The organism is Bifidobacterium amazonense (assembly GCF_018555435.2).
GTDB lineage: Bacteria > Actinomycetota > Actinomycetes > Actinomycetales > Bifidobacteriaceae > Bifidobacterium > Bifidobacterium amazonense.
This window is the reverse complement of the sequence record NZ_JAFEJT020000009.1, coordinates 16,937-42,257: the sequence shown is the minus strand read 5'-3', so window position 1 is coordinate 42,257 and position 25,321 is coordinate 16,937. Positions and strand designations below refer to the sequence as shown.

Sequence of the window (25,321 nt, the reverse complement as noted above, 5' to 3'; positions counted from 1 at the left end):
GGCAGCGTCGGCGGCCATGCCGAACGTCTCGCGGACCGGCATGCCGACGGCGGCGTCGACCGCCGTATCGGCGGTCGCGTCACGCGTTGCGCCGTACGTCGAGCCAACAGCCGAGACGTCCTCGCAGACCTCGCCGAGCTCGTCGAACGCGCCGACCGCCGCCGAACTCGCCGCGATGGGGCCGATCCGCCGTTGGATCGCCACACACCCGACCATCTGGGAGTTCATCCTGTTCAACGTGCTGTCGAACATCTCCACCATCGCCCGATTCGTGGTCACGTGGATCGGCACGGCCGTGTTCGTGGGGGCGCTCGGCATCGTCACGCCGTTCCATTTCCTCATCTTCAACTATCCCGAGTCGGGCAACGGTCTGGGCGGCTTCCTCACGTTCCTGTGCGCCGAGGTGATCGCGCAGGTGGTCAACTTCTTCGTGCAGATGAAGTGGGTGTTCAAGTCCGACTCCAGCTTCAAGGACGCCGCGTGGAAGTACGCGATCCTGGCGGTTGTGATCGTGGTCGTCAACCTCGTGCTGCCGGGCTACGTGACCGCGCTGTGCCAGGGCTGGGGCATGGGTGCCGGCGTCGCGGGCACCGTGGCCTCGATCGTGAACACGCTGCTCGCCGTGGTGGTGAGCTATCCGCTGCTCAAATTCTGGATCATGCCGAAGAACAGGTGAGTTTTCGCAATCTGCCTCGCAGTTTGCAGAAGCCGATGCAGTTTGACGATCGAGAGGCTGATTTTCCGCCTTGCAAGGGTCAGTTTGACGATTGAGAGGCGACTATTCCCGGATAGCCGGTGGCAAAAGGGCTTCAAATCCACAGGAATCGGCCCGATATCAGAGGTTGTTCAGGTGGAGGTCGCCTCTCAATCGTCAAACTGACCCCTGCGTCAGGCGAAATCAGCCTCTCAATCGTCAAACTGGCTGGCGAGACCGGCATCGCCACGGCGGTGTGGAACGCTCACCGCGGCAGCAGCACGGTGAGCGTGAACCAGTGGTCCTCGGTGCGGATCGTCACCTCGCCGCCGTACTGCGCGGCGATGTGACGGATCGACTTGACGCCGAACCCGTGCCGTGACGCGTCCCGCTTGGTGGTGCGCAGGTTGCCCGCCGCGTCCTTGCGCAGCGTCGAATCGTAGTAGTTCTCCACGCGGATCACCGTGAACCGCCCCTGCCCGTACAGTGCAAGCCGGATCAGCCGCTGCTGCGGATCGGCGAGCCGCGACGTCGCTTCAATCGCATTGTCGAGCGCGTTGCCGAACAGCGAGGCGATGTCCATCGACGACATGCCGGCCAGCAGCGAGCCGTCGGCCACGGCGGTGAGCGTGATGCCGCGCTCCTCGCAGGCGCGCGTCTTCGTGGTCAGGATCACGTCGAGCACCGGGTTGCCGGAATGCTGCTGCGCGCTGTATTCGGCCACCGACCGTTCCAGCTGCTCGAATCCGGCCGTCGCATGCTGCGGATCCACCTCGGCCCGCAACGCCGCGATCTGATGCTTGAGATCGTGCGCAAGCCGGCCGATCGACTCCAGGTTCTCCTTGGATGCCAGGTATTCCTGATGCTGGCTTTCCAGCTGCGCGTTGATCGACGTGAGCTCCATGCTCGCCTCCATGCGCCGTGCCTGCTCCTGTTGCGCGTACAGGATCGCGAAACCGCAGAAATCCACGAGCGTGCGGATGTAGAACACCTCCTGCCCGACCGAGCCTGAGAACGGCGTGTTCGTGGAGACGAAGCTCAGGTTGCTCATTGCGAACGTCACCACGGTGATCGCCACCGTGCCGATCGCCAGCTGCGCCGTGGTGGTCGTGGGGGCGTCGTGGCTGAAGTTGCCGCGTTCGACGAGCCACGCCGCGGCGAAGCAGATCGCGTAGGAGACGACGAGGATCAGGATCGACTGCCACGACAGCCATGAGAGTGCGCCGCCCGTGCCGTCCGTGCCGCCTGCACCGCCCAGGGAGGATGGTCCGTCGTGCCTCGCGCCGCCGACGCTCAGGAACGTGGCCAGCTGCCAGTGCAGCGACGCGACGAGTTCGGCAAGCACGAACGCGCGGGCCGTGACGTAGAGTCCCTCGCGTTTGCCGGTGCCCGATCCGAGCCAGATGATCATGTACATGCCGGCGAACGCGAGCAGCATGCCGGCCACCCACAGCCAGATCGGCATCGTGCCGGCCGCATATTGGATGCCGATCATCGCGGCCAGTCCGACCGCGCATGTTGCGATCGTTCGCGGCAGCGGCACACGGCGGTAGATGACCAGTAGGTACATCACGCACGCCGCCCACTCGCAGATCGCCGTGTACAGCCGGGGGATGTCCGGCAGCGCGTTGGTGATCGCGCCGTTCATCGGCCGCCGTCCTTCGCGGTGGCTGGAACGGTTGTCGGGGCCGCCGCCAGGTTGGTCGTTGGACTTCCCGTCGGGCCTCCCGTCGGGCCTCCCGTCGAACCGATGGTCACGCCGTTCGCCGAACCGGCTGCCGGCCCGCCCGCGTCAAGGCCGCGCGTCGCGCCGCCCATGCTCATGTAGTCGGCCAGCGCCGCGAGAAACGCCTTCTTGCGTGGCCGGCTGACGCGCAGCCGCTCGCCGTCCGACATGATGCAGTCCTGGTCCTCCACGCCGGTCACATGCCGCAGATTGACCAGATAGCAGGAGTTCGAGCGGAAGAAATCATGCTCCGCGAGCCGCGTCTCGTAGTCCTTGAGCGTGCCCGTGACGGACAGTTTGCCGCCGAGCGTGTGGATGACGATCGTGTGTCGGATCGATTCGACGTAGACGACGTCGGCGAGTTCGAGCCGCTGCTGATGGCCGCCGGCGTCGATGAGGATCGCCTGGTCGCCGCGGCGGCGGACCATGTCGATCGACCGTTTCATCTCCTGCTTGAATGCGAACCATGGCACCGGTTTGAGCAGGTAGGACAGCGCCTGCACCTCGTAGCCGCTGATCGCGTACTGCGGCGCCGCGGTGATGAAGATGATGACGACCGAGTCGTCGCGTTCGCGGATGCGTCGGGCCGCGGCCATGCCGTCGAGTTCCTTCATTTCGATGTCGAGCAGCAGGATGTCGTAGACGGGCGCGTATGATTCGACGATTTTCGCGCCGTCGTCGAACACGGATACGACGAACCGTTCGCCGGTTTCCGATTGGTATTGCTTGAGATAGTCCAGCACGCGCTGGCATGCCGCCGGATCGTCCTCGACCACGCCGATGCGGATTTCCCTCATGGACCCGGACCTCCCTGTTGTGTCTGTGGTTCGATTCTACCCGGCCGTTGCGCGGATATGCGGATCTGCGGATTGGCGTGGAAACGCGTGGAGCGCGACACGCCGGGACGGGTGGGGTGTGATTGTTCGAGCGGTTGATTAAGTCCGTGTATTGGTGCGGGGTTTCGTCGATGAGATGGGTGAAACGGCTGAACACGCCGTTGACGCGGGGCGGACGGCGTGTATAGTGGAACGTGGCTCAGCGAAGAGATCTTCAACGAACCGAAGATAACTAAACGCCGAGGTTTGAGACTTAGCCAATGTGGGAAGTCGTGGACTGAAGCACAGCAACAACCAAAAATCCCTTTACAACGGATCGTGAGACACGTACCTGTCTCTGAAAGGATGAAACATTATGGCAGAAGTCGTTTTTGACCATGTCACTCGTATCTACCCGGGCAACGACAAGCCGTCGGTGGATGATCTGAATCTGGATATCAAGGACGGCGAGTTCCTGGTGCTGGTTGGTCCGTCTGGCTGCGGTAAGTCGACGACCCTGCGCATGCTCGCTGGCCTGGAAGAGGTCAACAAGGGCCGCATCCTCATCGGTGGCAAGGACGTCACCACGATGCAGCCGAAGGACCGCGACATCGCCATGGTGTTCCAGAACTACGCTCTGTACCCGCACATGACCGTCGCCGACAACATGGGCTTCGCCCTGAAGATCGCCGGCACCCCGAAGGACGAGATCCGCAAGCGCGTCGAGAAGGCCGCTGAGATCCTCGACCTGACCGAGTACCTCGACCGCAAGCCGAAGGCTCTGTCCGGTGGTCAGCGTCAGCGTGTCGCCATGGGCCGTGCAATCGTCCGTGAGCCGAAGGTCTTCCTCATGGATGAGCCGCTGTCCAACCTCGACGCCAAGCTCCGTGTCCAGACCCGTACCCAGATCGCCGCTCTGCAGCGTCAGCTGGGTGTCACCACCCTGTACGTGACCCACGATCAGACCGAGGCTCTGACGATGGGCGATCGCATCGCCGTCATCAAGCTCGGCATCCTGCAGCAGGTCGGCGCCCCGACCGAGCTGTACGATCGTCCGGCCAACGTCTTCGTCGCCGGCTTCATCGGCTCCCCGTCGATGAACCTGAACACCCACCCGGTGGTCAACGGCAAGGCGAAGATCGGTGAGGACACCGTCGATCTGCCGAAGGAAGCGGTCGCCAAGCTGACCGCCGAGGACGGCAACAAGATCGTCGTCGGCTTCCGTCCGGAGGACGCCTCCCTGGCTACCCCGGATGATCCGAACGCGTTCTCGCTGAAGGTCGTCAACGTCGAGGATCTGGGTTCCGACGGCTACATCTACGGCAACATCATCACCGATGGTTCCGCCGCGGAGGCCTCCCAGGTCATGTCCGACCAGAACAAGCTCACCACGATTCGTGTGAACCCGCGTGCGCTCCCGAAGGTCGGCGACACCGTCAAGATCAAGATCGATCCGTCCAAGATGCACCTGTTCGCTCCGTCGACCGAGCTGCGTCTGAACTAGTCGATCGGCCGATCCTGGCCCGATAGATACTTGGCATGGGAGAAAACCATGTCAACCATTAAACGAGGCATTCTCTTCCTCTCTTAGGCCTCGTTGGAAAGGCCCCGCGTGGTAGCGGGGCCTTTCTTTTTGCCGCAAATCGTGTTCTGTGGATTGGGCTTATAGGAACTAAACGTGGTGTTTTGGATTCCTCTGGCATAGTGCGGATGCCATCTCGGTTTTTTGTGCGCCCGACCTGGTGCGGTCTGACTGCGCATATGGCCTCATGTGGGTCATGCGAGTCTCACGAGGTCACGCGATGGAAAAATGCGGGGTTTTGCCGTCGTGTGACCGGCCGATCAGGCACGCGATGGATTGAAACGGGTCAATGCCATCGCGTGACCTCACAAACCCCGATTTTGAGGTCACGCGATGGAAAAACAGGCGATTTTGCCATCCTGTGATCAATGACGGAGTCACGCGATGGCAAAACGGGCAGAAATGCCATCGCGTGACCTCGCAACCGCTTCCCAAACCCGGATTCCGCGGTCACGGGGTGGATTGAAACGGGTCAATTCCATCGCGTGAACACATATCGGGTCACGCGATGGCAAAACGGGCGGAAATTCCATCGCGTGACCTGATATGGCATGGTGTTGACCGAATATCCCCCGACCACGGATTCCTCTGGCATCAGGCTTTTTATCATGCGCGCCTTCACTGAGTTGTATGAGCCGAAACGCGAATGGGTGGACAAGGAGGCGGGGGCGGAGCTGCCTGTAAGGTGGGAGTTGGATCATCTGCGCATCGAGGGGGGGGGGCGACCGTTGCCGTATCATCCTGTTTTCGTCATGGCCGATGAGGTGCGCAACAATGCGTTCGCAGTCGAAGCCGGCCCGGTCGGTCTGCTTGTATTGGTGATGCTGTTCACGCTGTTCGGTGTGCTGATGCTGCTGCTTGGTCTCAAAAAACGTCGGGTGGAACGCGACCCGGATGCCTGCTCCGCGTTTGGTCCGGGCATTGTCGGCTGGTTCTGCAACAGGTTCGCTTCGATCACCGGCGGCGTCATCGTGATCGTGCTCGGACTGATCATGATGGCCGGCCAGGCGCAGCGGACCGCGGTGGACATGGCGGGCGGTCCGGAAACGCTGTACATCACGAACGTGTACTACAAGGAGTACCGATCGCAGAGCAACAGAGGTTCGCACAGCTCGACGTCGTTCTATTTTGATTACGCCGTCGACGGCACGCGCAGTCGGTCGGAGCATACGTGGATCAGCATGAGCGGCGGCAGTGCGAATGGAATGATCCGCAGACTGGAAACGTACGTGACCAGCAACGGCAGGGGAGCCACGTACCGGTTGGACTGGTGGCCCGGCAGCGGCGTGCTGCGCGGTTTCGAGAAGGTCGGGGATGCCGAGGACAATTTCCGGGCGTACCGTGCGACGATGGACTGCGACAGTCCGTACTATTCCGCGTTCGCCGTGTGCAAAGCTGATTCCGCGACCGATTCGGACGAGTGGGTTCACGGTTTCGTCAACGCGTTGGGGCGCGGCGAGGTGAGTGCCGCCGGCGTGCCTGATGTTCGTCGCCCGTGACCGCCTGTGCCAGTACGATGGAGGGTTATGGAAGTTAACGATTTGACCCAACTGGACCCCCGCGCCCTTAAGGCCACGTCCGTCAAAGCCGAGGACGCGTCCGCAGAGACTCCCGAGCCGCAGGCCCTGAAGATCACCGCCGCCAGCTCGAACCCGAAGATGTTCACCCTCCCGTGGGAGAAGCCGCTCGCCACATGGCCTCAGGAGCTGCTCGCCAACCTGCCGCGAGGCATCTCCCGCCACGTCGTGCGTTTCGTGCACGTGGGCGACGAGGTGTACGCGATGAAGGAGATCACCCGTCAGGTGGCCGAGCGCGAGTATGAGCTGCTGCGTCGCCTGCAGAAGCTCGACCTGCCTACCGTTCAGCCGATCGCCGTGGTGACCGGCCGTCACAACCGTGAAGGCGAGCCGCTCGAGGCGATCCTCGTCACCAAGCATCTCAAGTTCTCGCTGCCGTACCGCGCGCTGTTCGCCCGCAACCTGCGCCCCGACACCGCCGAGCGTCTGATCGACGCGCTGGCCGTGCTCATGGTCCGTCTGCATCTGGCCGGCTTCTACTGGGGCGACGTCTCGCTGTCGAACGTCCTGTTCCTGCGCGACGCCGACGCGTTCTCCGCGTTCCTGGTCGACGCCGAAACCGGCGATCTGCACGTGAATCTGACCGAGGGCCAGCGCGAGTACGATATCGACCTCGCCCGCACGAACATCATCGGCGAACTCATGGATCTTGCGTCCGGCCGCTTGCTGCCGAGCGACGTCGACGAGATTGAGGTCGGCAACCGTCTCGCCGACCGCTACCATTCGCTGTGGAGCGCACTGACGGACACGGACAAGTTCGGTCCGGACGAGATGTGGAAGATCGAGAAGCGCGTCAACAAGCTCAATGAGCTCGGTTTCGACGTGGACGAGCTGGAGATGAAGACCGCGGACGACGGCAAGCGTGTGCTCGTGCGGCCGCGCGTGGTCGACGCGGGCTACGCGTCGCGCAAGCTGCTGCGTCTGACCGGTTTGGACGTGCAGGAGAACCAGGCTCGCCGACTGCTCAACGATCTGGATGCGTACCGTGCGTCAACGTGGCGCGAGGGTGAGGAGCTGGAGATCGTCGCGACGGACTGGATGCGTGAAGTGTACGAGCCGACCGTGCGCATGATCCCGCGCGAGTACCGTTCGCAGATCGAGCCGGCGCAGTTCTTCCACGAAGTGCTCGATCACCGTTGGTTCCTGGCGGAGAAGGCTGGTCACGACGTGCCGATGGCCGAGGCCGTGAAGAGCTACATCGAGAACGTGCTGCCGCAGTACAAGCTCGACAAGAAGGATCTCGACGCGCTCAACGCGGAGGCCGATTCCGGCGTGGTCGACGACGAGTACACGTACAACGAGAACGCTGCGTCGCACTACGATGATGACGACGACTACAACCCGGACGACGACCCGGACGCGGCGGTGTGGAGCCACTGAGCGCGACGATCGTTGATGCGCGGCGTTGATAAGGCATGACGGCGGTGCCGTTCCGTTTGGAATGGCACCGCCGTTTTGTTTTGGAGTGGGATGATTCCGGCGTTGTATATGACAAAGTATGAAGTCGATGCTCGCGGCTGATGTTGCATACGTTTGCGTTCTGCTTGCTTTCTGCATGGGATCGTTCACTTGCTGCAAGAAGAATGAAAGTGCGATATGCCGGCTGCGGAAATCTGGAATCTGAACGTTCCTGTTGTTTCCGTAGGTGTCGAGAGGTATACTGCTCACTAGAAAAGACGGAAAGCGTCGGTCAAAGAAGAAGATGCTCGGTTGGGAGGACGCATGGCTCGGCAAGAACGTCACGGATATGACCGCTCACTTGTGCAAACGTTTGCGTCTATAGTGGTGACAACGGCGGTGCTGCTGTCGTGTTGGTTGGTCGGCGGATCGACGGCGCGCGCGGACGACGGCGCCACCTCCACCGTGACCAGCGTGGACGCGTACTGGCTGGTGTGGAGCAACAGTGCCGGAAGCTATGTTCCTACCCTGATGCTCCAGTCATTCGACGGAAACGCGGGTACCGTGCGGCCTCTGGCGCAGTTCGACCTGAGCGCTTCAGGCCAGTCCATGGCCGAAGGCGGCAACATGATCCCCGCCAACAGCCTCGAATGGCGCATCCCGCAATACGTGTTCAAGGACCGCGACGGCAATCCGACCGGTATCGACAAAACGCAGATCGCCGTACCCGAATGCTCGGAAGGATACAACAGCGGCAACGGCCTGTGCTACACCGTGGATGAGAGTACCCATGAATTCGTGCTCACCAACGCGATCACCGTTTCTGCGGCCGCCACCTTCTCCGTGCAGGTCAACTATGGTGTCGACCCCAGCGAAGTTCCCGATGCGGACACCACGCCGGGCAAGGACTACTACGGGTACATCGAAGGCGAAATCATCTCCACAGGCAAACTCCCCGGCAACGCCAAGCCAGTGGAGAGCATCAAAACCACCGCTAAAATCAACACGAGCCTGATCATCACCGACGTGGAGAAGGACTACAGCGGCACGACGGACACGATCCCGGAAGGATTTGAAGACGCAGCCGGCGACGGCGAACGATACGTACTGTGGAAGATCACCGTAAAGGCGGAAGGCAAACAGCCGGGAACGGTGACCATCAACGATGGCGGGCCGACCGACGATCTGTATGGCTGGACGGTCGGGTTCCTTGACTCAAGCAAGAAACCGATCACCGACGAAAACGGCGACCAGATCTGCGGTGCGTGGGAAACCGAATGCACGGTACCCATCAGCGGCGGCGGCACCTACACCTACTACGTGATCACCGGATACAGCCAGAGCGACCTAGACGCCGCGATGGCCGCCGACGACGGCTACACCCTCGCCAACAGCGTCTCCGCAACCGTCACCGGCAAGGACGACGACCGATCCAGCACCAAGGACGCCGAAGACAGCAAAACCATCGGCAACACCAAGTCGTTCTCCTATAGCGGGGATCTGTACCGCATGTTCAAAGGATGCGCCCCCAACGTCTATGCGGCCGGCGCAGATGCCCTAGCAGTAGGGAATTCTTGTGAGACGCTCGGTGCGTTGACGGCGCTGGAGAATGACAGCGATGTACACCTGTACCCCTTCGTGAACCACTACTTCGCCCAAACGTACGCTCTGACCACGGAGGATGGCACCGCGTCGGATGATCAGGGCGATTACGGGCAGCAGTATGTGCGCCACGAGTTCATCGACGACATGTTCGCGTTCGGCGAGGAAACCGCCGGCGAGATGGAACAGAACGGAACGTACCCGGACGGGTATCAGGAGAACTATCCGGAACCCACCAAGGGATATGCCGAACTGACGCCAGAGGATTTCAGTATCGAGCGCGTGGGCATCCCCAAAACCACCGACTGGTCCAACTACCGATACCAGCAGGGAAGCAGCGATTACCGGCCGTTGACGACCAGCCCGGGATTCGATGTCTCCGACTGGGCGCTCACCGATACTGGTGATTGGGGATTGGTATCCCGCACGCCGAGCAGCGACCAGGGGAAGACGACGTTGACCATCGAAGGACTGCTTTACGGCAAGAATGGCGATGGGCCATGGGTCAACCAAGGATGGAAGACATTGGGCGTGTTCACGCTGCAAGACCTGTACCAGAACGCAAAATCCATCGATACTGGTTATACTTCTGGTTCCAATAGCAGCATCGTGGCCGTCAGGGCGGTCTACCAGTCGGCGTCCTCCGCGGCGGTGGAACTGAACCTTGCCGTGTCCGTGGTGCTGCGTCCGACGGATCACGTCAAGGGTCTGCTGCACAAGCTCAACGACAGTAAGACGGCCTCGACCGCGGAACTGCGCGACGACTATGTGACGCTGACCGACTTCAACACCATGACCGTGTACACGCAGAAGCAGCTGGAAGCCACGAAATCGAAATGGCCGACGGCCTTCAACCTCGCGCAGGCGGAACGCGGAGAACAGGTGAACGGCGGCGCGAGCATCGGCGCCTGCATGTTTCTTGGCAGCGCTGGCACCAACGGCTGGCACGGCAAATTCAACACGCTTCCGTTCTCGCATGATTTCCAGTATCTTGACAGCCCAGCCTCATCTCCCTTCCAGGGCGTGCCCCTATGCCACACCAGCGCCACGCAAAAACTCACCCCGTTCTCCCTGACCTCCGTCAAAGAGAAAACCATCGACGGCACGGCGACCAACGACACGGTCAACAGCCGCGTGAAAATCCCGTACGAGGTCACCATGGGCGAATCCGGCATCTTCACCTCCAACTATGTCATTAATGGCTGGGCGAACCCCCAGCAGTCCGGTACGTTCTACGATCTGCTGCCCGCCGGCGTCGTTCCGGACACCGCAAGTGTCAACGTCACCGCGACCGACGACACCACCGCGATGACGGTAACCGACATCCAGACGCACGCAAATTACAAAGGCAGTGGCCGAACGCTGCTGACGGTCACGGCGAAAGCGCCGAACGGTTACAAGAACGTGCAATACAGCACGTCCAACACCGACGCCACCGGCAAATCCACGATGACGCTGCATTTCGACGCATACATCTCATGGCAGGACGCCGGCGATTACGGCTACAACAACAATGCCAAGCCATTGCATAACGTGGTGGCCTACGAATCCGGCAACAAAACCATCACCAAAGGCGACGACAACGATGACCTGACCGGTTTGGACGACAAGACGTTGTGCACCACCGCATCGGGCTGCTCATGGGGAGATGACGAAAAGTCTGCGCTCGCCAACCTCACTGCCAATAACACAGATAACCGTTTTCTCTACGCCGACGCGAGCAACCGTATCAGTTTCATCACATCATCTTCGTCCGGCCTGACCAAGCACATCCGCGGCGGCACGCAGATCGACTGGACGAACGGCATGAAGAACGAGGTCAAGCTGCGTGCGGGCGGAGAATACACATACCGTCTGCGCTACACCGCCGACTCCTCCACGTCGGCCAGCGGCATCGTGCTCTACGATTCGCTGGAGAACTACCTGAGCACCGACACGTCAGCTTCGGATCAGGCAGTGACGACGAGCACACCGCGCTGGCGGGGTACGCTCAGCAGCGTGGACGTGCGGCAGGCCACGGACGACGGATTCGCGCCGGTGGTGTATTGCTCTACGCGTGATGATCTCAAGGTGTATGGTCCGACTGATAGTGACAACGAGTATTACCGCAAATTGACGAACATCAAAGTCTGGTCCGACTGCACGCCGTCCACACATGCCGACTATGACTATTCCAAGGTTAAAGCCGTGGCGATCGACCTGACCAAGACCTCCGGCGGCACCGATGCGACGCTCGCCCCTGGCAAGTCCGTGCAGGTGGTGCTCGTGATGAACGCACCCACCGGTGCCGATGCGGTCGCCGAATACGTGGCCGACGACGCGCACGCCTACAACGGCACGCACGTAAAGACCACCACAGCCAGGCAGGGTGAGGGCGGTGCGGCGGTCTCGGCCGTCAGCGACATCGACTTCGGCTACACGCGCGTCGGATTGGTCGCCGATACGACGACGTTCACGTTCACCAAGGTGGATGGTTCCGCTGCGGAGACCAAGCCGCTCGCCGGTGCCACTTTCACCGTGTACCGCTGGGTCGGTTCCGGCGAGGCGCCGACAAGCGGGCTGATCGATACGAATGCCCTGGGCTCCGATTGGCGACAGGTCGGTGATGCGCGAACCAGTGACGGTGACGGCAAGGTGTCGCTCGGCGGCCTGATGGTCGGCGTCTATCGCCTGGTGGAAACCAAGGCGCCGGACGGTTTCGACCAGCCGGATTGCCAGTGGCGGATTGCGGTAGAGGCTGGTCCTGTGAACAAGGAGCTGGTGATCCACGAGCCGACCGTGGTTCGGGCGACAGATGCCGATGCGTCCGGCAAGCCGGTCGCCGGCGTGGACCGGCGCAATCCCGCGTTTGCAGAGTCGAATGGTGGTCTGGTGCTGGCCAATTATCCCGGTTCCGTATTGCCGGAGACCGGCGGCGTGGGACCGTGGATGATGATCGGCGTGGGTGCGGCGATGGTGACGCTGAGCGCGTCGTATTACGCCGGCGGCGCCGTTGCGCGTCGGCGTCGCCGTTGATCGATTGACGGATGGTCGCGCCCGTCCCGTGCGGGCGGGCGCGACACGCCGATGTGGGGAGTGCGATCGGCTGGGCGGCCGGTGCGGGGGAGCGCGGTCGGGGAATGCAAGCGGAATGACAATGGACGGGATGAATCCCGGCGGAATTCAATGGTTTCAATGGAGATATCGATACCATGGCCGGTCGAAGGTTTGGGGAGTGTGGGCGTCAACTTTCTGATTACGTATTCAACCCCCCATTTTCTCTATGGCTAATAACCGATCGGTCATCATGTATCAGGTTTTGATTTTTGTCAAGAGGCGTCTATCCTATATTTCTAGCGGTTTTGAGAGCTATATCAATGAAGAAGGCGTGGCTGGAGGGATGATGGGTGCATCACACGGACATGGGGTTATTGACAACGTGATGCAATCGTTTGCAGTCATGGTGACGGTTGCGGCGATGGTCTTCGCCACACTGGTGGGCGGAATTACCGTACACACCGCACAGGCCGCATCCACATACGAGATCGGCAGCGCGCAAGCCCCGGTCGACAAGGACGCCACCTCCATCACCATCAACGGCAAGCCGTACACCACCGGCATGAAGGTCAGCTACGGCGACGAGGTCAGGATGAAGCTGTACTGGACCTTCCCGGACGGCAAAGGCGGCATCAAGGAAGGCGACCAGTTCACCTACGACCTGCCCAAAGGCCTGAACTTCAAATCCGGCGAAACCTACACCATCTACGGCGAGGACGGCGGAGAGCGTGGCACGTTCACCGTCAACGGCAACCGTATGGTGGCGACCTTCAGCCGCGCCGACACCGGCTCCAACATCAAGGCGTACGTCACCGTCAACGGCACGATCACCGAGGAATCAACCGGCGGTAACAACGGTGGCAACGCATCCTTCGAATTCCCCGGCATCGGCACGCTCGAGGTCGACGTCAACGAACAGCACAGCCTGTGGGCGCAGAAGAACGGCGCCATCTCCACCGACGACCCCAGCATATTCGACTTCGTCGTCGAAGTGCACGCGACCGGCTCCAACAAGAACGTCAAACTCGAAGACACGATGGGCGACCTACTCACGCTCCAGCCCGGCACGCTCAAGCTGTACACGGACGCCAACTGCACGCAGGAATACACCGGTACATGGCAGAGCACGGAGAACGCCGACCACAAGGGATTCACCGCCAACATCGATCAGATGACCGACGGCCAGGTGCTCTACGCACGCTACAGCGTGAAGATCGACCGTCAGGCCGTTGCCGACGCTGTCAAGAACGGCAAGACCGACCTCGTCAAGAACAAGGTCAAGTACTACAGCGACGATTCCACGAACAAGAAGACCACCGAGCAAAGCATCTGGTTGAACAACAGCTGGTCCGTGAAAAAGAACGGCAAGGCCAACACCGTCACCAAGAAGGACGAGAACGGCAAGGACGTGCAGGCCACCGTGATCGACTGGACGATCACCGTCACTGCCGGCCAGGACGGCGACGTGATGCCCGATGCCACGAAGATCAAGGATGCGCTCGGCAAGAACCTCAAGGAACCGACCGACGACGTGAAGGTCGTGTATTACGACGCGAACTGGCAGTCGCATGAAACCACCCTCAAGTGGGCGGATCTGGTCAGCGGCAAGGCGACGCTGCCGGACAACAACGGCAAGCCATACCAGCGATACGAGATCAAGTATTCCACCGAGGTCGAGAAACTGCCCGAGTCCGGCAGCGGCGACAAGATCACCTACAAGAACGACGTGACCGTCACGCCCGGCGACGGCAGCGGCGACCTGCCCGGCAGCGGCACCGTGACGATCGGCAAGGACGCCGTGGACCTGAGCAAGAAGTACACCGGCGAAGCGAACGAGGCCAAGACGCTGCAGTGGCTCACCACGTTCAAGGCCAAGGACGACCTGCCCGCCGGCAAGGTGCTCACCGATACGGTCGACGACGACGGCAAGGACCACACGAACGACAAGAACTACGTCAAGCCCGACTGGCAGGTGCTCGACCCGGACGCGAGCAAGATCAAGATCTACACCGACAGCAAGCTGACCACGGAATATGACGGCAGCGTCACCAAGACGGTCGCCGCCGACCGCAAGTCGTTCACGATCACGTTCAACGACAAGATCGACAAGGACACCAAGCTGTACATCTCGTACACGTCCACCGTGCTCGACGGCGCACCGACCGGCACCACGTTCTACAACACGGTCGAGTTCGTGAACAAGGAGGCTACGGACAGCCACAAACCGGTGGTCGACAACATGGACAAGTACGGCCAGTCGAACAAAGACGACGGCAACGGTACGTCGCTGAGCCGCAACGCCATGCGCTGGCAGCTCAAGGTGCACGACATCCCTGCGGACGCGCAGTCCGTGGTCATCACCGATACGCTCTCTCATGGGGAGAAAGCTCCCGACAACAACTGGCAGATATATGGCGACCACAAGTACGTCCCCGGATCGATGGTGGCCAAGGATTCCAACGGCAACACGTACAGCGGCGTGACCGTCACCGACAACGGCGACCACACGCTCACGTTCGTCATCGCCAAGGGCAGCCCGGCGTTCAAGAAGGCGCAGAGCGGCTCGCTGCTTATCGAATACGAAACCACGTTCGCGAACTTCAGCGATGCGCTGGCGAACAACCGGCAGTACAAGAACAGTGCCGTCATCAGCATCGACGGCGAAGCCCAACTGCCGGATAACTCGGACATCTGGGCTCAGCCCGGCAACCTAGTGGCCAAAAAGGGCGTCTACGACAAGAACACTGCGCCGTACATCAACTACACCGTGAACGTGAATCCGGGCGGTTCGACGCTCAACAACGGCAAGTCGCTCACGCTCACCGACCAGCTCGGCGCGGCGCTCGCCCTGCGCATGGACAGCGTGACCATCACCGACAAGAACACCAAGGCCGAAGTGGCCGGCGCGACGTACGCGTACGATCCGAACACGCGGACGATCACGTTCACCGTGCCCGACTCGCGCGCGCTCACGATCACGTACAAGGCCGCCGTACAGCTCAAGCCGGGGCAGGATTTCAACAATCTTGGCAACAATACGATCGTGCTGAAGGGATACGCGAACAACAGCGGCACGTCCAGCACCACGCAGACCGGCAAGGTCATCGAGGCGCAGGGCGGCATCACGTCCAGCCTGTACTCGCTGCAGATCTACAAGTATGCTGACGGCGACGCGACCAAGCCGCTCAACGGCGCGACGTTCAAGGTCGACAAGCTCACCGTGGACATGGACGGCAACGTTGACGCATGGACGCCGAGCAAGGCCGAATCCGTCAGCGGCGCCCTGCAGTCCGGCACCACCGGCTACACGTCGACCGTCACCGGCCTGAACGCGGACACGATCTACCGTGTGACCGAAACGCAAGGGCCCGACGGCTACCAGTACGACAAGAACAACCCCGCCACGCTGTACGTCGTGTTCCCCGGCAACAGCCACGACGCGGCGTTCTATCAGAGCAAAACCGTGAACGGTAAGGCATTGACCATCGCCACCGCGGGCGACAACGTGACCTTGCAGAACTACTTGTGGTCGGTGAGCAACGAAAGCGCCAAGAAGGGCTCGTTCAAGCTCGACAAGCAGGACGAGCAGGGCCGGTGGCTGAACGGTGCCACGTTTACGCTGACCAAGAACGGCGATGCTACGTTCGAGCAGAAGCAGACAACCGCCAACAATACGGCGATCGAGTTCACGGACCTCACCCCCGGCTCCTACACGCTCACTGAAACCGCGGCGCCGGAAGGCTACCAGCCGGTCGATCCGATCGCCGTCACCGTGACGAACTCCGGCGCGGTCATCATCAACGGTAAGACCGTCTCGTCGGAGGACGGCAAGCATCTGACCGTCACCGACCGCTCGAACGTTACGTCGATCCGCGCCCGCAAGAAGTGGGACGACGGCAACAACCAGGATGGCAAGCGACAGCCGGCCCGATTCCAACTGCGGAAGTCCGTGGACGGCGGTACGACATGGACCAATGTCGGCCAGGAGAAGGTGATCAACGAGAGCACGCCGGACGCGCAGGCCGTGGTTGAATGGACTGATCTGCCGGTGCGCGAAAGCGGCAAGACCGTTACGTACCAGGTTATCGAGGTGAATGCGGATAAGAACGGGTACACGACCACATCCGCAGACACTACCGCAACCGAAACGGACGGCGTGACAACCACCACGTTCACCAACACGTACACGCCGGAAACCGTCTCCGTGCCCGTCACCAAAGTGTGGAACGACGCGAACGACCAGGACAATCTGCGCCCGACCGAAGTCATCGTGCAGCTGTATGCGAACGGCGTTGCCGTGCCTGGCAAGACGCTGACGATCACGCCGGACGCTGATGGCAACTGGAAGGGTGAGTTCACCGACCTGCCGAAGTACGAGAACGGTGCGCTCATCACGTACACCGTGCAGGAAGTCAATCCGCCATCCGGCTACACGGTGTCGACCAGCGGCAGCGTAACCGGCACGGGTGACATCACCATCACCAACACGCACTATCCGACCGACACGAAGATCCGCGTCTCCAAACGCGACCTCGGCGGCGCGGAAATCGCCGGCGCGAAGATGGAAATCGACGGTACGGAAGACGAGAGCGGCGACAAGGTCACCAAGCAGTGGACCAGCAAGGCTGGTGAGTCGTACGTAGTCGAACTCAAGCCTGGTTCGTATACGCTCACCGAACTGCAGGCGCCGAACGGCTACTACGTGGCCGATCCGATTAGCTTCAAAGTTGTGCGTAACAGTGACAACTCACTGTCTGTCACGATTAACGACAAGACCGTGGACGGCAACCTGATCGTCATGACCGATATCTACAAGCCGGTCAATGTCACCATCTCCAAGGTCAGTCTGACCGACGGCGTAGGTGAGATCGCTGGCGCGACGCTGACCGTCACTGGTACCACGCTGGCTGGCGAGACCATCAACCCGATTCAATGGGTGTCCACTGGCAAGCCACGCAACATCACGCTTGTGCCAGGCACCTACAACCTGCACGAGTCGCAGGCGCCGTCCGGCTACCAGCCGGCACGCGACATCGCGTTCACCGTGAACCTCGACGGCACGGTGACGGTTAACAGCGACACCGCCAAGAACAACATCATCACCATGACCGACGAGCTCAACACCACCAACGTGACCGTCTCCAAAACCGCGGTGACCGGCGTGGCCGAACTCGCCGGCGCCGAGTTCAAGCTGACCGGCACCACGTTCGAGGGAGATGAGGCGCCGTTCGACAACAAGGGCTTCAACGTGCCGGCCGACGTGACGATCTCGACCGACGGCAAGGCGCTCACGTGGGCGTCCTCCGCGGATGGCCCGAAGACGTTCCAGTTGCCCAACGGCACGTATGAGCTCACCGAAACCAAAGCTCCGGAAGGCTACGACGTGGCCTCCAAGCCGGTCACGTTCACCGTGGAAAACGGCAAGGTCGTGGTCGGCGACGTAGTCAGCGGCGGCAACCTGGTGCGCGTGGAGGATGCGACCAAGTCGTACACGGCCGTGTCCGTGACCAAGCGCTGGGAAGACGGTGGCGATACTGAGCTGCGTAAGGGCGTGACTGTGACGGCCGTGCTGTACAAGAACGGCGAAAAGATGACCGGTGACCAGTATCGCGTGGAGTTGAACGCTACCAACAATTGGTCACATGACTGGACTGGTTTGGACGCTAAGGACAGCAAGGGCGACGAGATCACGTACACCGTGAACGAGGAGCTGACCGGTGACAACAAGGACGAGTATCACGCCTCGATTGTCAAGTCGTCTACTGCAAACGGCTACGATGTCGTGATTTACAACATTCACCAGCCTGACTCGCGCAACATCGACCTGACTAAGACGTGGAACGACGCCGACAATCAGGATGGCAAGCGGCCTGAAGCGATTCAGGTGACCGTGACCGGCACCAGCAAGCATCCGAAGGACGATGGCACGCTGGAGGACTACTCCGAGACGATGATCGTCACCACGCTCAAGCCGAACGACAAGGGCGAGTGGAAGTGGACGCTCGAGAACCTGCCGAAGAAGAACGCGTACGGCTACGAATACACGTATTCCGTCAAGGAGACGCCGGTGGCCGACTACAACGACTTCGATGACTCGGGCGTGTGCACGTTCAGCAGCCCGACCGGCACGCAGTGCAACGTCACGTTCACGGAGACGCCGGCCGACGCTGACCACCCGAACGAGCAGTTCGCGATCACCAACAAGCACACGCCGGAAACGGTGTCGCTGACCGTCAACAAAGTCTGGGACGACGCGCAGAACTTCAACGGCCAGCGGCCGAAGAACGTGACCGTCTGGCTGCTCACCAGCCTGTGGGATGCGGGCAACGGCTGGCCGGAGCCGCAGTCGTATAAGTGCAAGGGCTCCAAGGCGGAGAACGTGAGCTGCGTGGTGCTGAGCGAGTCGAGCAAGGCGACCACGTCCGATTCGGACAGTACCGGCTCCGATACGACTGCGGCTGATACCGCTCAGTCCGATACCGCTCAGTCCGACACCGTCGAATCGGCATCGGATACCGACGCGCAGGCTGACTCGACCGACGACACGTGGACCTACACGTTCAAAGATCTGCCGAAGTACCGCAACGGCAAGCTGCTGCGCTACAGCGTCACCGAGGAGGCCGTGGATGACTACACGGCGTCACTCACCGACGACACGACGTACCCGAACGCCGACGGCCAGACCGGCAGCGGCGACGCCGCCGCGGACCAGACCGGCACGACCCGAACCACCACCGACGTCAACGCATACCGGTTCACGCTGTCCAACCGTAACGTGCCGAACAAGACTGACCTGACCGTGCGCAAGGCGTGGGACGACAACGACGACGCCTATAGGAAACGTCCGACGTCGATCTGGGTGCAGCTGTACGAGAAGACGCTCGCCTCCACGACGACCGCGTTCACCGAGGCGGCCGGAACGAATCCGGACACGGGCACGACCGGACAGTCGCTGCAGAATCTGAGCGGTCTGACCGCGGTCGGCCGGCCGGTCGAATTGAACGCCGGCAACAACTGGGCGTATACGTTCAAGGAACTCAGCAAGGACAAGACGTACGAGGTGCGTGAGATGAGCTGCACCGACGCGGACGGCAGCCAGCCGTGCACGGCCGTCGAATCGCTGCCCGGCTATCAGACGCCGATCATCACCGGCGACCAGACCACGGGATACACGATCACCAACACGATCGTGCCGATCCTGCCCGACACCGGCGGCGAAGGCGTCACCCGCTATCTCATGCTCGGCTTCGCCATGATCGCGCTCAGCGGCGCGTTCTTCGCCCGTCGTTTCGCCAAGAAGGGAGGCACCCGATGATTCGGATCGCCCAAAAAATGGTCGCCGTGCTGCTGGGAGCGGCAATGGCGGTGAGCGGGGCTGCCGTCACTGCGGCGACGGCGGTCGCGGACAAGACGGATGCGACCACGACCACCGCCACGCAGACCGCTGCGGACGGCGCGAAAGCGCTCAACGACAGCGACGTGACCGTCGTCGCGTTCCAGCAGTCATGGAAGACGATCGCCGACGAATGCACGCGCGTTTACGGGCCTGAAGGCGTCGGCTACGTGCAGATTTCCCCGCCGGAGGAATCCGTGCAGGGCACCCAATGGTGGACGGTCTACCAGCCGATCAGCTACTCGCTCGACTCACGCTTCGGCACCGAAGCCGAGCTGAAGGACATGATCGCCACCTGCCATGCGGCCGGCGTGCGGATCATCGCCGACGTCGTGCTCAACCACACGTCCGGTCACGACGTATCGTGGGTCGACAACCAGTACGGCGTCGCCGGCACCGCCTACAACGGCACCTACGGCCGTTACCCGGGCATCGGCATCTACCAGTATGAGGAAAGCGGCAACGACCACCAGTACGGACTCGCGTCCGGCGACTTCCACTCGTGCCGTACCAACATCGCCGACTACACGAACGCGATCGAAGTGCAGGAATGCCGCCTGTCGACCATGTGGGACATCAACACCGGCTCCAGCCGCGTGCAGAACATCCAGGCCGAATACCTCGCCAAACTGTGGAACCTCGGCGTAAGCGGCTTCCGCATCGACTCCGCGAAGCACATCAGCACCGATGACCTGAAGGCCATCAAAGCCAAGCTTTCGGAGAAAATCGGCGTCGCCGCGGCGGACATCCCGTTCCAGCAGGAGGTCATCTACCATCAGGGCGAAGCCGCGGAACTCGCGCCGAAGAACTACACGGTCAACGGCGACGTCACCGAATTCTCGTACTCGTACCAGCTGCGCCAGTACTTCAACGGCAACATCGGCAACCTGAAGAACATCTCCAACGGACTGCTGCCGAGCGACAAGGCCACCGTGTTCGTCTCCAACTGGGACACCGCGCGCGGCTCCGAAACGCTGACCGTCGACTCCGGTTCCAAGTACGAGCTGGCGAACGCTTTCATGCTTGCATACGATTACGGCAAGCCGAAGATCATGTCCGACTACTACTTCACGGCGGCCAACTCCGACGACGGTCCGGACGGCACCACCGACAAGAGCACGCCGTACGTCGACTTCAACACCGTGTGCACGGCAAGCAGCACCTCCGACACCGCGTCCGCGGTCGCCGCATCCGTGTCCTCGTCGTCGGCCGACCGCGTGCAGGGACAATGGCTGTGCCAGCAGCGCTGGGCGTCCGTGCGCGGCATGATCGGCTTCCACAACGCGGTCGCCGGCACCACGGTCGGCCGTTGGCAGGACAACGGCACCAACAACATCGGCTTCGCGCGCCAGACCGCCGACGGCCAGGACGTCGGCTTCATCGCGATCAACAACACGCTGCAGGAGCACGACGAAACCTACGAGACCAACCTCAAGGACGGCGTGTACTGCGACGTGTACTCCTCCGGCAAGACCTGCAACAAGGTGACCGTCAAGGCCGGCAAGTTCACCGTGACGATGGGCAAGCGCTCCGCCGTCGCGATCTATGCCGACAAGACGCCCGACACGTGGGGCGACGGCTACGAGGTCGTCGACTCCGGCTACGACGACCAGGTCAACACCGACCGCATCGGCGACGGCTCGACCACGATCTACTACAAGCCGAAGGCCGACTGGGGCGACAACGTGTACATCCAGTACGCGTCCGGCACCAACCTGCTCAACGGCGCGCTGCACAGGATGACGGCGGTCGCGTCGGCGTCCGGCTCCGACGGCTCGTGCGCGGCGGCCGACGGCTGGTACCAGATCACCATCGACGACGTCACGTCGCAGCGGCTCAGATACCGGTTCACCAACGATCCGAACGGCGGCGACGACTCCGAATGGGACTACCGCAACGGATACTCGACCGACGGCGGCAACAAGCCGTACGAGAACGCGGTCGGTACCGCCATCACCGCGGTCGAAAACCACGACGAGACGATCGGCGTGCCGTTCGTATGCGAAGCGTCGTCCGCAACGTCGTTCACCGTGCACTTCAAAGCCGCCGCATCGAACGCCGAACAGCAGAACGCGACCGGCGTGGTCGTATGGGGCACGGACGTGTTCGGCAAGAAGCTCGACCCCGCGTATCACCGGTTCGACGCGACCGGCGACTCGTACGGCAAGCGCATGACCACGACCGTCGCCGGCGACTTCACGACGCTGAACTACCGCATCGTGTCGTCTTCGGACGGTTCCGCGGACGCGGCTGCCGTCGACGGCACCGGCGACTACACCGCATCCGTGATCGACTCGCAGAACGGTTCGGTGGTCGCCAAGGTGCGCGGCTCGATCGAGGCATGGGCGGACGGCTCCGAGAACCAGTCGTACGACTCGTCCGAGGAATCGCGCAACCCGGCCGAAGTGCCCACGCCGAACGACGTGAAGAATCCGAAGAAGCTCAAGGTGATCGTGCACTACATGCGCGCCGACGGCAACTACCAGGAATACGACCTCGACTCCGACACGTGGAACGGTTGGGACCTGTGGATGTGGTCGGGCGAACAGTCCGGCTTCCCGGTGGCGTTCACCAAGCACGACGACTACGGCATGATCGCGGAATACACGTTCGACCAGCCGACCAAGGGCAACCGTTCGCCCGAGTTCATCCTGCGCAAGGGCGGCGACTCGTGGAGCGACAAGGATCCGAACGGCAACGATCGTCTGATCCCCGAGTCCGCGATCCAGGTCAAGGCCGGGCAGACGGACGAAGGCACCGCCGAAATCTGGCTGGTGTCCGGCGACGAAACGATCTACACGCATCGTCCGGCCGTGGTCGGCGTGACGTTCGAAACGCGGTTCGACTGGAACGTCAGCGCGCAGACCGTAGTGGTCGGCGGCGTGGTGCAGCCAATCGCCGAGAACCAGGTGCCGAAGCGCGAAGGCTACGTCCTCACCGGATGGACGACCGACGAGGAAGGCAAGAATGACTTCGAGATCGGCAAGACGCCGGTGACCGGTCGACTCAAGCTGTGGGCCAAGTACACCGAAGGCAAGGTGGTGCGGTTCAATACAGGCTTCGACTGGGACATCAGCTCGCAGACCGTGCTGCCCGGCGGCACGGTGGCGCCGATCGCCTCCAACCAGGATCCGACCGGACATCGCGAAGGCTACGAGCTGCTCGGCTGGAGCACCGATCCGAACGCCACGGAGCCGGACTTCACGTTCGGCGACAACGGCACCCATGTGGCCGACGACACCGCCGAGCTCACGCTGTACGCGGTGTGGAAGCAGATCACGCACACGGTGACGTTCGTGACCGGCGACGGCGCTTCGACGGTGGATCCGCAGACCGTGGCGTACGGCGCGACGGCGGCCGCGCCGGCCGCGCCCACCCGTGCCGGCTACGACTTCGTGAGTTGGGTGACGGACGTCGCGGACGACGGCACGCCGGGCAACACTCCGTACGTGTTCGACACCCCGGTGAAGAGCGACCTGACCTTGTACGCGAAGTGGACGCCCTCCGGCACGACCATGCACCTAGTGACGCTGCACCGCAACGACGGGTCGGCTGATGGCGGCGACGTCACCGTGTACGTGGAGGGCGGCAAGCCGATGAGCCAGCCGGAGATGACGCGCGACGGGTATCGTCTGGCGGGCTGGAGCACGAAGGCGGACGGACTGAACGACCTGTTCGACTTCGCCTCGACGAACGTGGACGACGACCTTGAGCTGTACGCGCAGTGGGTGAAGGTGTGGACGGTCTCGTTCGACCTCAACTACGAGGGTGCGACTGGTTCAGTGACCCCGCAGACCGTGGACGACGGCGGATACGCCACCACGCCTACGCCGGAACCGGCCCGCGAAGGCTATGAGTTCGAGGGCTGGTACACGGACGAGGATCTGACGACGCCGTTCGTGTTCGGGCTGAGCGGCTCGACCGGTGGAACCGATGGCTCCGATGCGGCGACTGATGCCGAACCGACCAAGGTGACGGGTGATGTCACGCTGTACGCCAAGTGGATCAAGGGCCAGAAGTGGACGATCTACTTCCAGTACAACGATGGGCAGGAGAATCACGTGTTCGCCACGCAGACCGTGTCTGACGGCGACTATCTGACCAAGCCGAAGACCAAGCCGACGCGTTATGGCTTCACCTTCCAAGGGTGGACGACCGTGCGCAACGACGCCCTCGCGGGTGGCTCGTACGATGCCAACACGTTCACCGGCGGCAGCGCCTTCGGCTTCGACGCCAGCGGCAAGAGCCTCATCCCGATCGACCGCAACGGCACCCTCTACGCCCTCTGGTCCAAGGACTCCGAGAGCTGACCTCATATCGGGAAACGGTCGTAACCGAGTCCGCGTCACACCGCGTGAACTCAGTTACGACCGTTTCCGGATATGCGAATGACAGGTATACGAACGGCCGCGCCCCCGGTATCGGCAACAAGTCCGATACCGGGGACGCGGCCGTTTCGCCATCCCGGAGGCAGGACCGGTTATGCCTCCTGCGCGGCGGCGGCCGCCTCGCGTCGCGCGCGGGCCACCGCATACAGGCTGATGCCCGCCGCGACCGACGCGTTGAGCGATTCGACCATGTTCGAGATCGGAATGCCGGCGATCGCGTCGCAGGCCTCGCGCACGAGACGGCTCAGGCCGCTGCCTTCGGAGCCCAGCACCACCACGAGCGGATCGGTCTCGAAGCCGGTCTCGCCGACCATCTTGTCGCCGCCGCCGTCGAGGCCGACCACGTAGTAGCCGCGTTCCTTGAGGCCGTCGATCGCCTTGTTGAGGTTCACCACGCGCGCCACCGGCATGTGCGCGGCCGCGCCGGCCGACACCTTCCATGCGGCGGCGGTCACCGAAGCGGACCGGCGTTCCGGCAGGATCACGCCGTTCGCGCCGAACGCGGCGGCCGAACGGATCACCGCGCCCAGGTTCTGCGGATCGGTCACGCCGTCCAGCGCGATGAACAGCGGGCGCGCGTTGATGCGCGCGGAAGCCGAATTCGCGGCCTCCATCGCGCGCGCCTTCTTCTCCGCGCGGTCGGCCAGCTCGGCCAGCGACGAATACTCGAACGGCTGCACCTTGAGCACCACGCCCTGATGGTTCGACGAACGCGCGATGCGGTCCATCTCCAGACGGTCCGCCTCCAGCAGGTGCAGGCCGTTCGCGCCGGCCAGCTTCACGATCTCGCGAGTGCGGTCGTCGTGCTCGATGCGTGCGGCGACGTACAGCTGCGAGCTCGGCACGCCCACGCGCAGCGCTTCGAGCACCGCGTTGCGGCCGATGACCAGATCGTCCGAATCGGACGCGAACTTGCTTGCGCGACGACGGGCCGCAAGACGCGGATCCGCCATTTGACGCCGCTCGGCGGCCTTCTTCGCGCGGTATGCCTTGTGATAGACGCGGTCCTCGGCCTTGGGAGTCGCTCCCTTGCCGCGAAGCGCGTTGCGATGCTTTCCACCCGACCCCTTGGTCGGTCCTTTCTTAATAACCATAGGGGCCATTCTCCCA

10 protein-coding genes are annotated in these 25,321 nt (G+C 62.2%); 7 read left to right on the top strand and 3 right to left on the bottom strand.

The genetic code is table 11. The annotated features are described in order from the left end of the window. Positions 1–175: 175 nt before the first annotated feature. On the top strand, positions 176–676 hold the full coding sequence (locus tag JS533_RS03565; protein ID WP_241513175.1) for a GtrA family protein: 501 nt from the start codon (positions 176–178) through the stop codon (positions 674–676). Positions 677–959: 283 nt separating this feature from the next. Here JS533_RS03565 and JS533_RS03560 read toward each other — a convergent pair whose 3' ends face one another. Both JS533_RS03560 and JS533_RS03555 read right to left on the bottom strand, forming a co-directional pair. Then, entirely contained in the window at positions 960–2,342 is a 1,383-nt protein-coding gene (locus JS533_RS03560) for a sensor histidine kinase (protein ID WP_241513155.1), read from the bottom strand. Continuing rightward, on the bottom strand, positions 2,339–3,217 hold the full coding sequence (locus tag JS533_RS03555) for a LytR/AlgR family response regulator transcription factor (protein WP_241513154.1): 879 nt from the start codon (positions 3,215–3,217) through the stop codon (positions 2,339–2,341). Before JS533_RS03555 ends, JS533_RS03560 begins: the two co-directional genes overlap by 4 nt. Before the next feature lie 394 nt (positions 3,218–3,611). On the opposite strand from JS533_RS03555, the gene JS533_RS03550 reads away from it, so the two are divergent. The 6 genes from JS533_RS03550 (at position 3,612) to JS533_RS03525 (ending at position 24,133) form a co-directional block, all read left to right on the top strand. After that, positions 3,612–4,739, top strand: a complete 1,128-nt coding sequence (locus tag JS533_RS03550) for an ABC transporter ATP-binding protein (RefSeq protein ID WP_033495042.1) — start codon at positions 3,612–3,614, stop codon at positions 4,737–4,739. Positions 4,740–5,569: 830 nt separating this feature from the next. Then, a complete protein-coding gene (locus JS533_RS03545) occupies positions 5,570–6,316 on the top strand; it encodes a hypothetical protein (protein WP_241513153.1) in 747 nt (248 codons plus the stop codon). 27 nt (positions 6,317–6,343) lie between these two features. Further along, positions 6,344–7,774, top strand: a complete 1,431-nt coding sequence (locus JS533_RS03540) for a DUF4032 domain-containing protein (RefSeq protein WP_241513152.1) — start codon at positions 6,344–6,346, stop codon at positions 7,772–7,774. Positions 7,775–8,191: 417 nt separating this feature from the next. Then, positions 8,192–12,409 carry a SpaA isopeptide-forming pilin-related protein gene (locus JS533_RS03535; protein WP_241513151.1) on the top strand — a complete coding sequence of 1,406 codons (4,218 nt, stop codon included), beginning with the start codon at positions 8,192–8,194 and terminating at the stop codon, positions 12,407–12,409. 406 nt (positions 12,410–12,815) lie between these two features. Continuing rightward, complete coding sequence (locus JS533_RS03530; protein ID WP_241513150.1) at positions 12,816–19,745, top strand: Cna B-type domain-containing protein; 6,930 nt, start codon at positions 12,816–12,818, stop codon at positions 19,743–19,745. Continuing rightward, positions 19,742–24,133, top strand: coding sequence for an InlB B-repeat-containing protein (locus tag JS533_RS03525; protein WP_241513149.1), 4,392 nt, complete (start codon positions 19,742–19,744; stop codon positions 24,131–24,133). The genes JS533_RS03530 and JS533_RS03525 overlap by 4 nt, the downstream gene beginning before the upstream one ends. A 170-nt stretch (positions 24,134–24,303) precedes the next feature. Here the strand turns inward: JS533_RS03525 and rlmB are convergent, their stop codons facing one another. Next, positions 24,304–25,305 carry a 23S rRNA (guanosine(2251)-2'-O)-methyltransferase RlmB gene (gene rlmB / locus JS533_RS03520; RefSeq protein WP_241513148.1) on the bottom strand — a complete coding sequence of 334 codons (1,002 nt, stop codon included), beginning with the start codon at positions 25,303–25,305 and terminating at the stop codon, positions 24,304–24,306. Between the last annotated feature and the right edge of the window lie 16 nt (positions 25,306–25,321).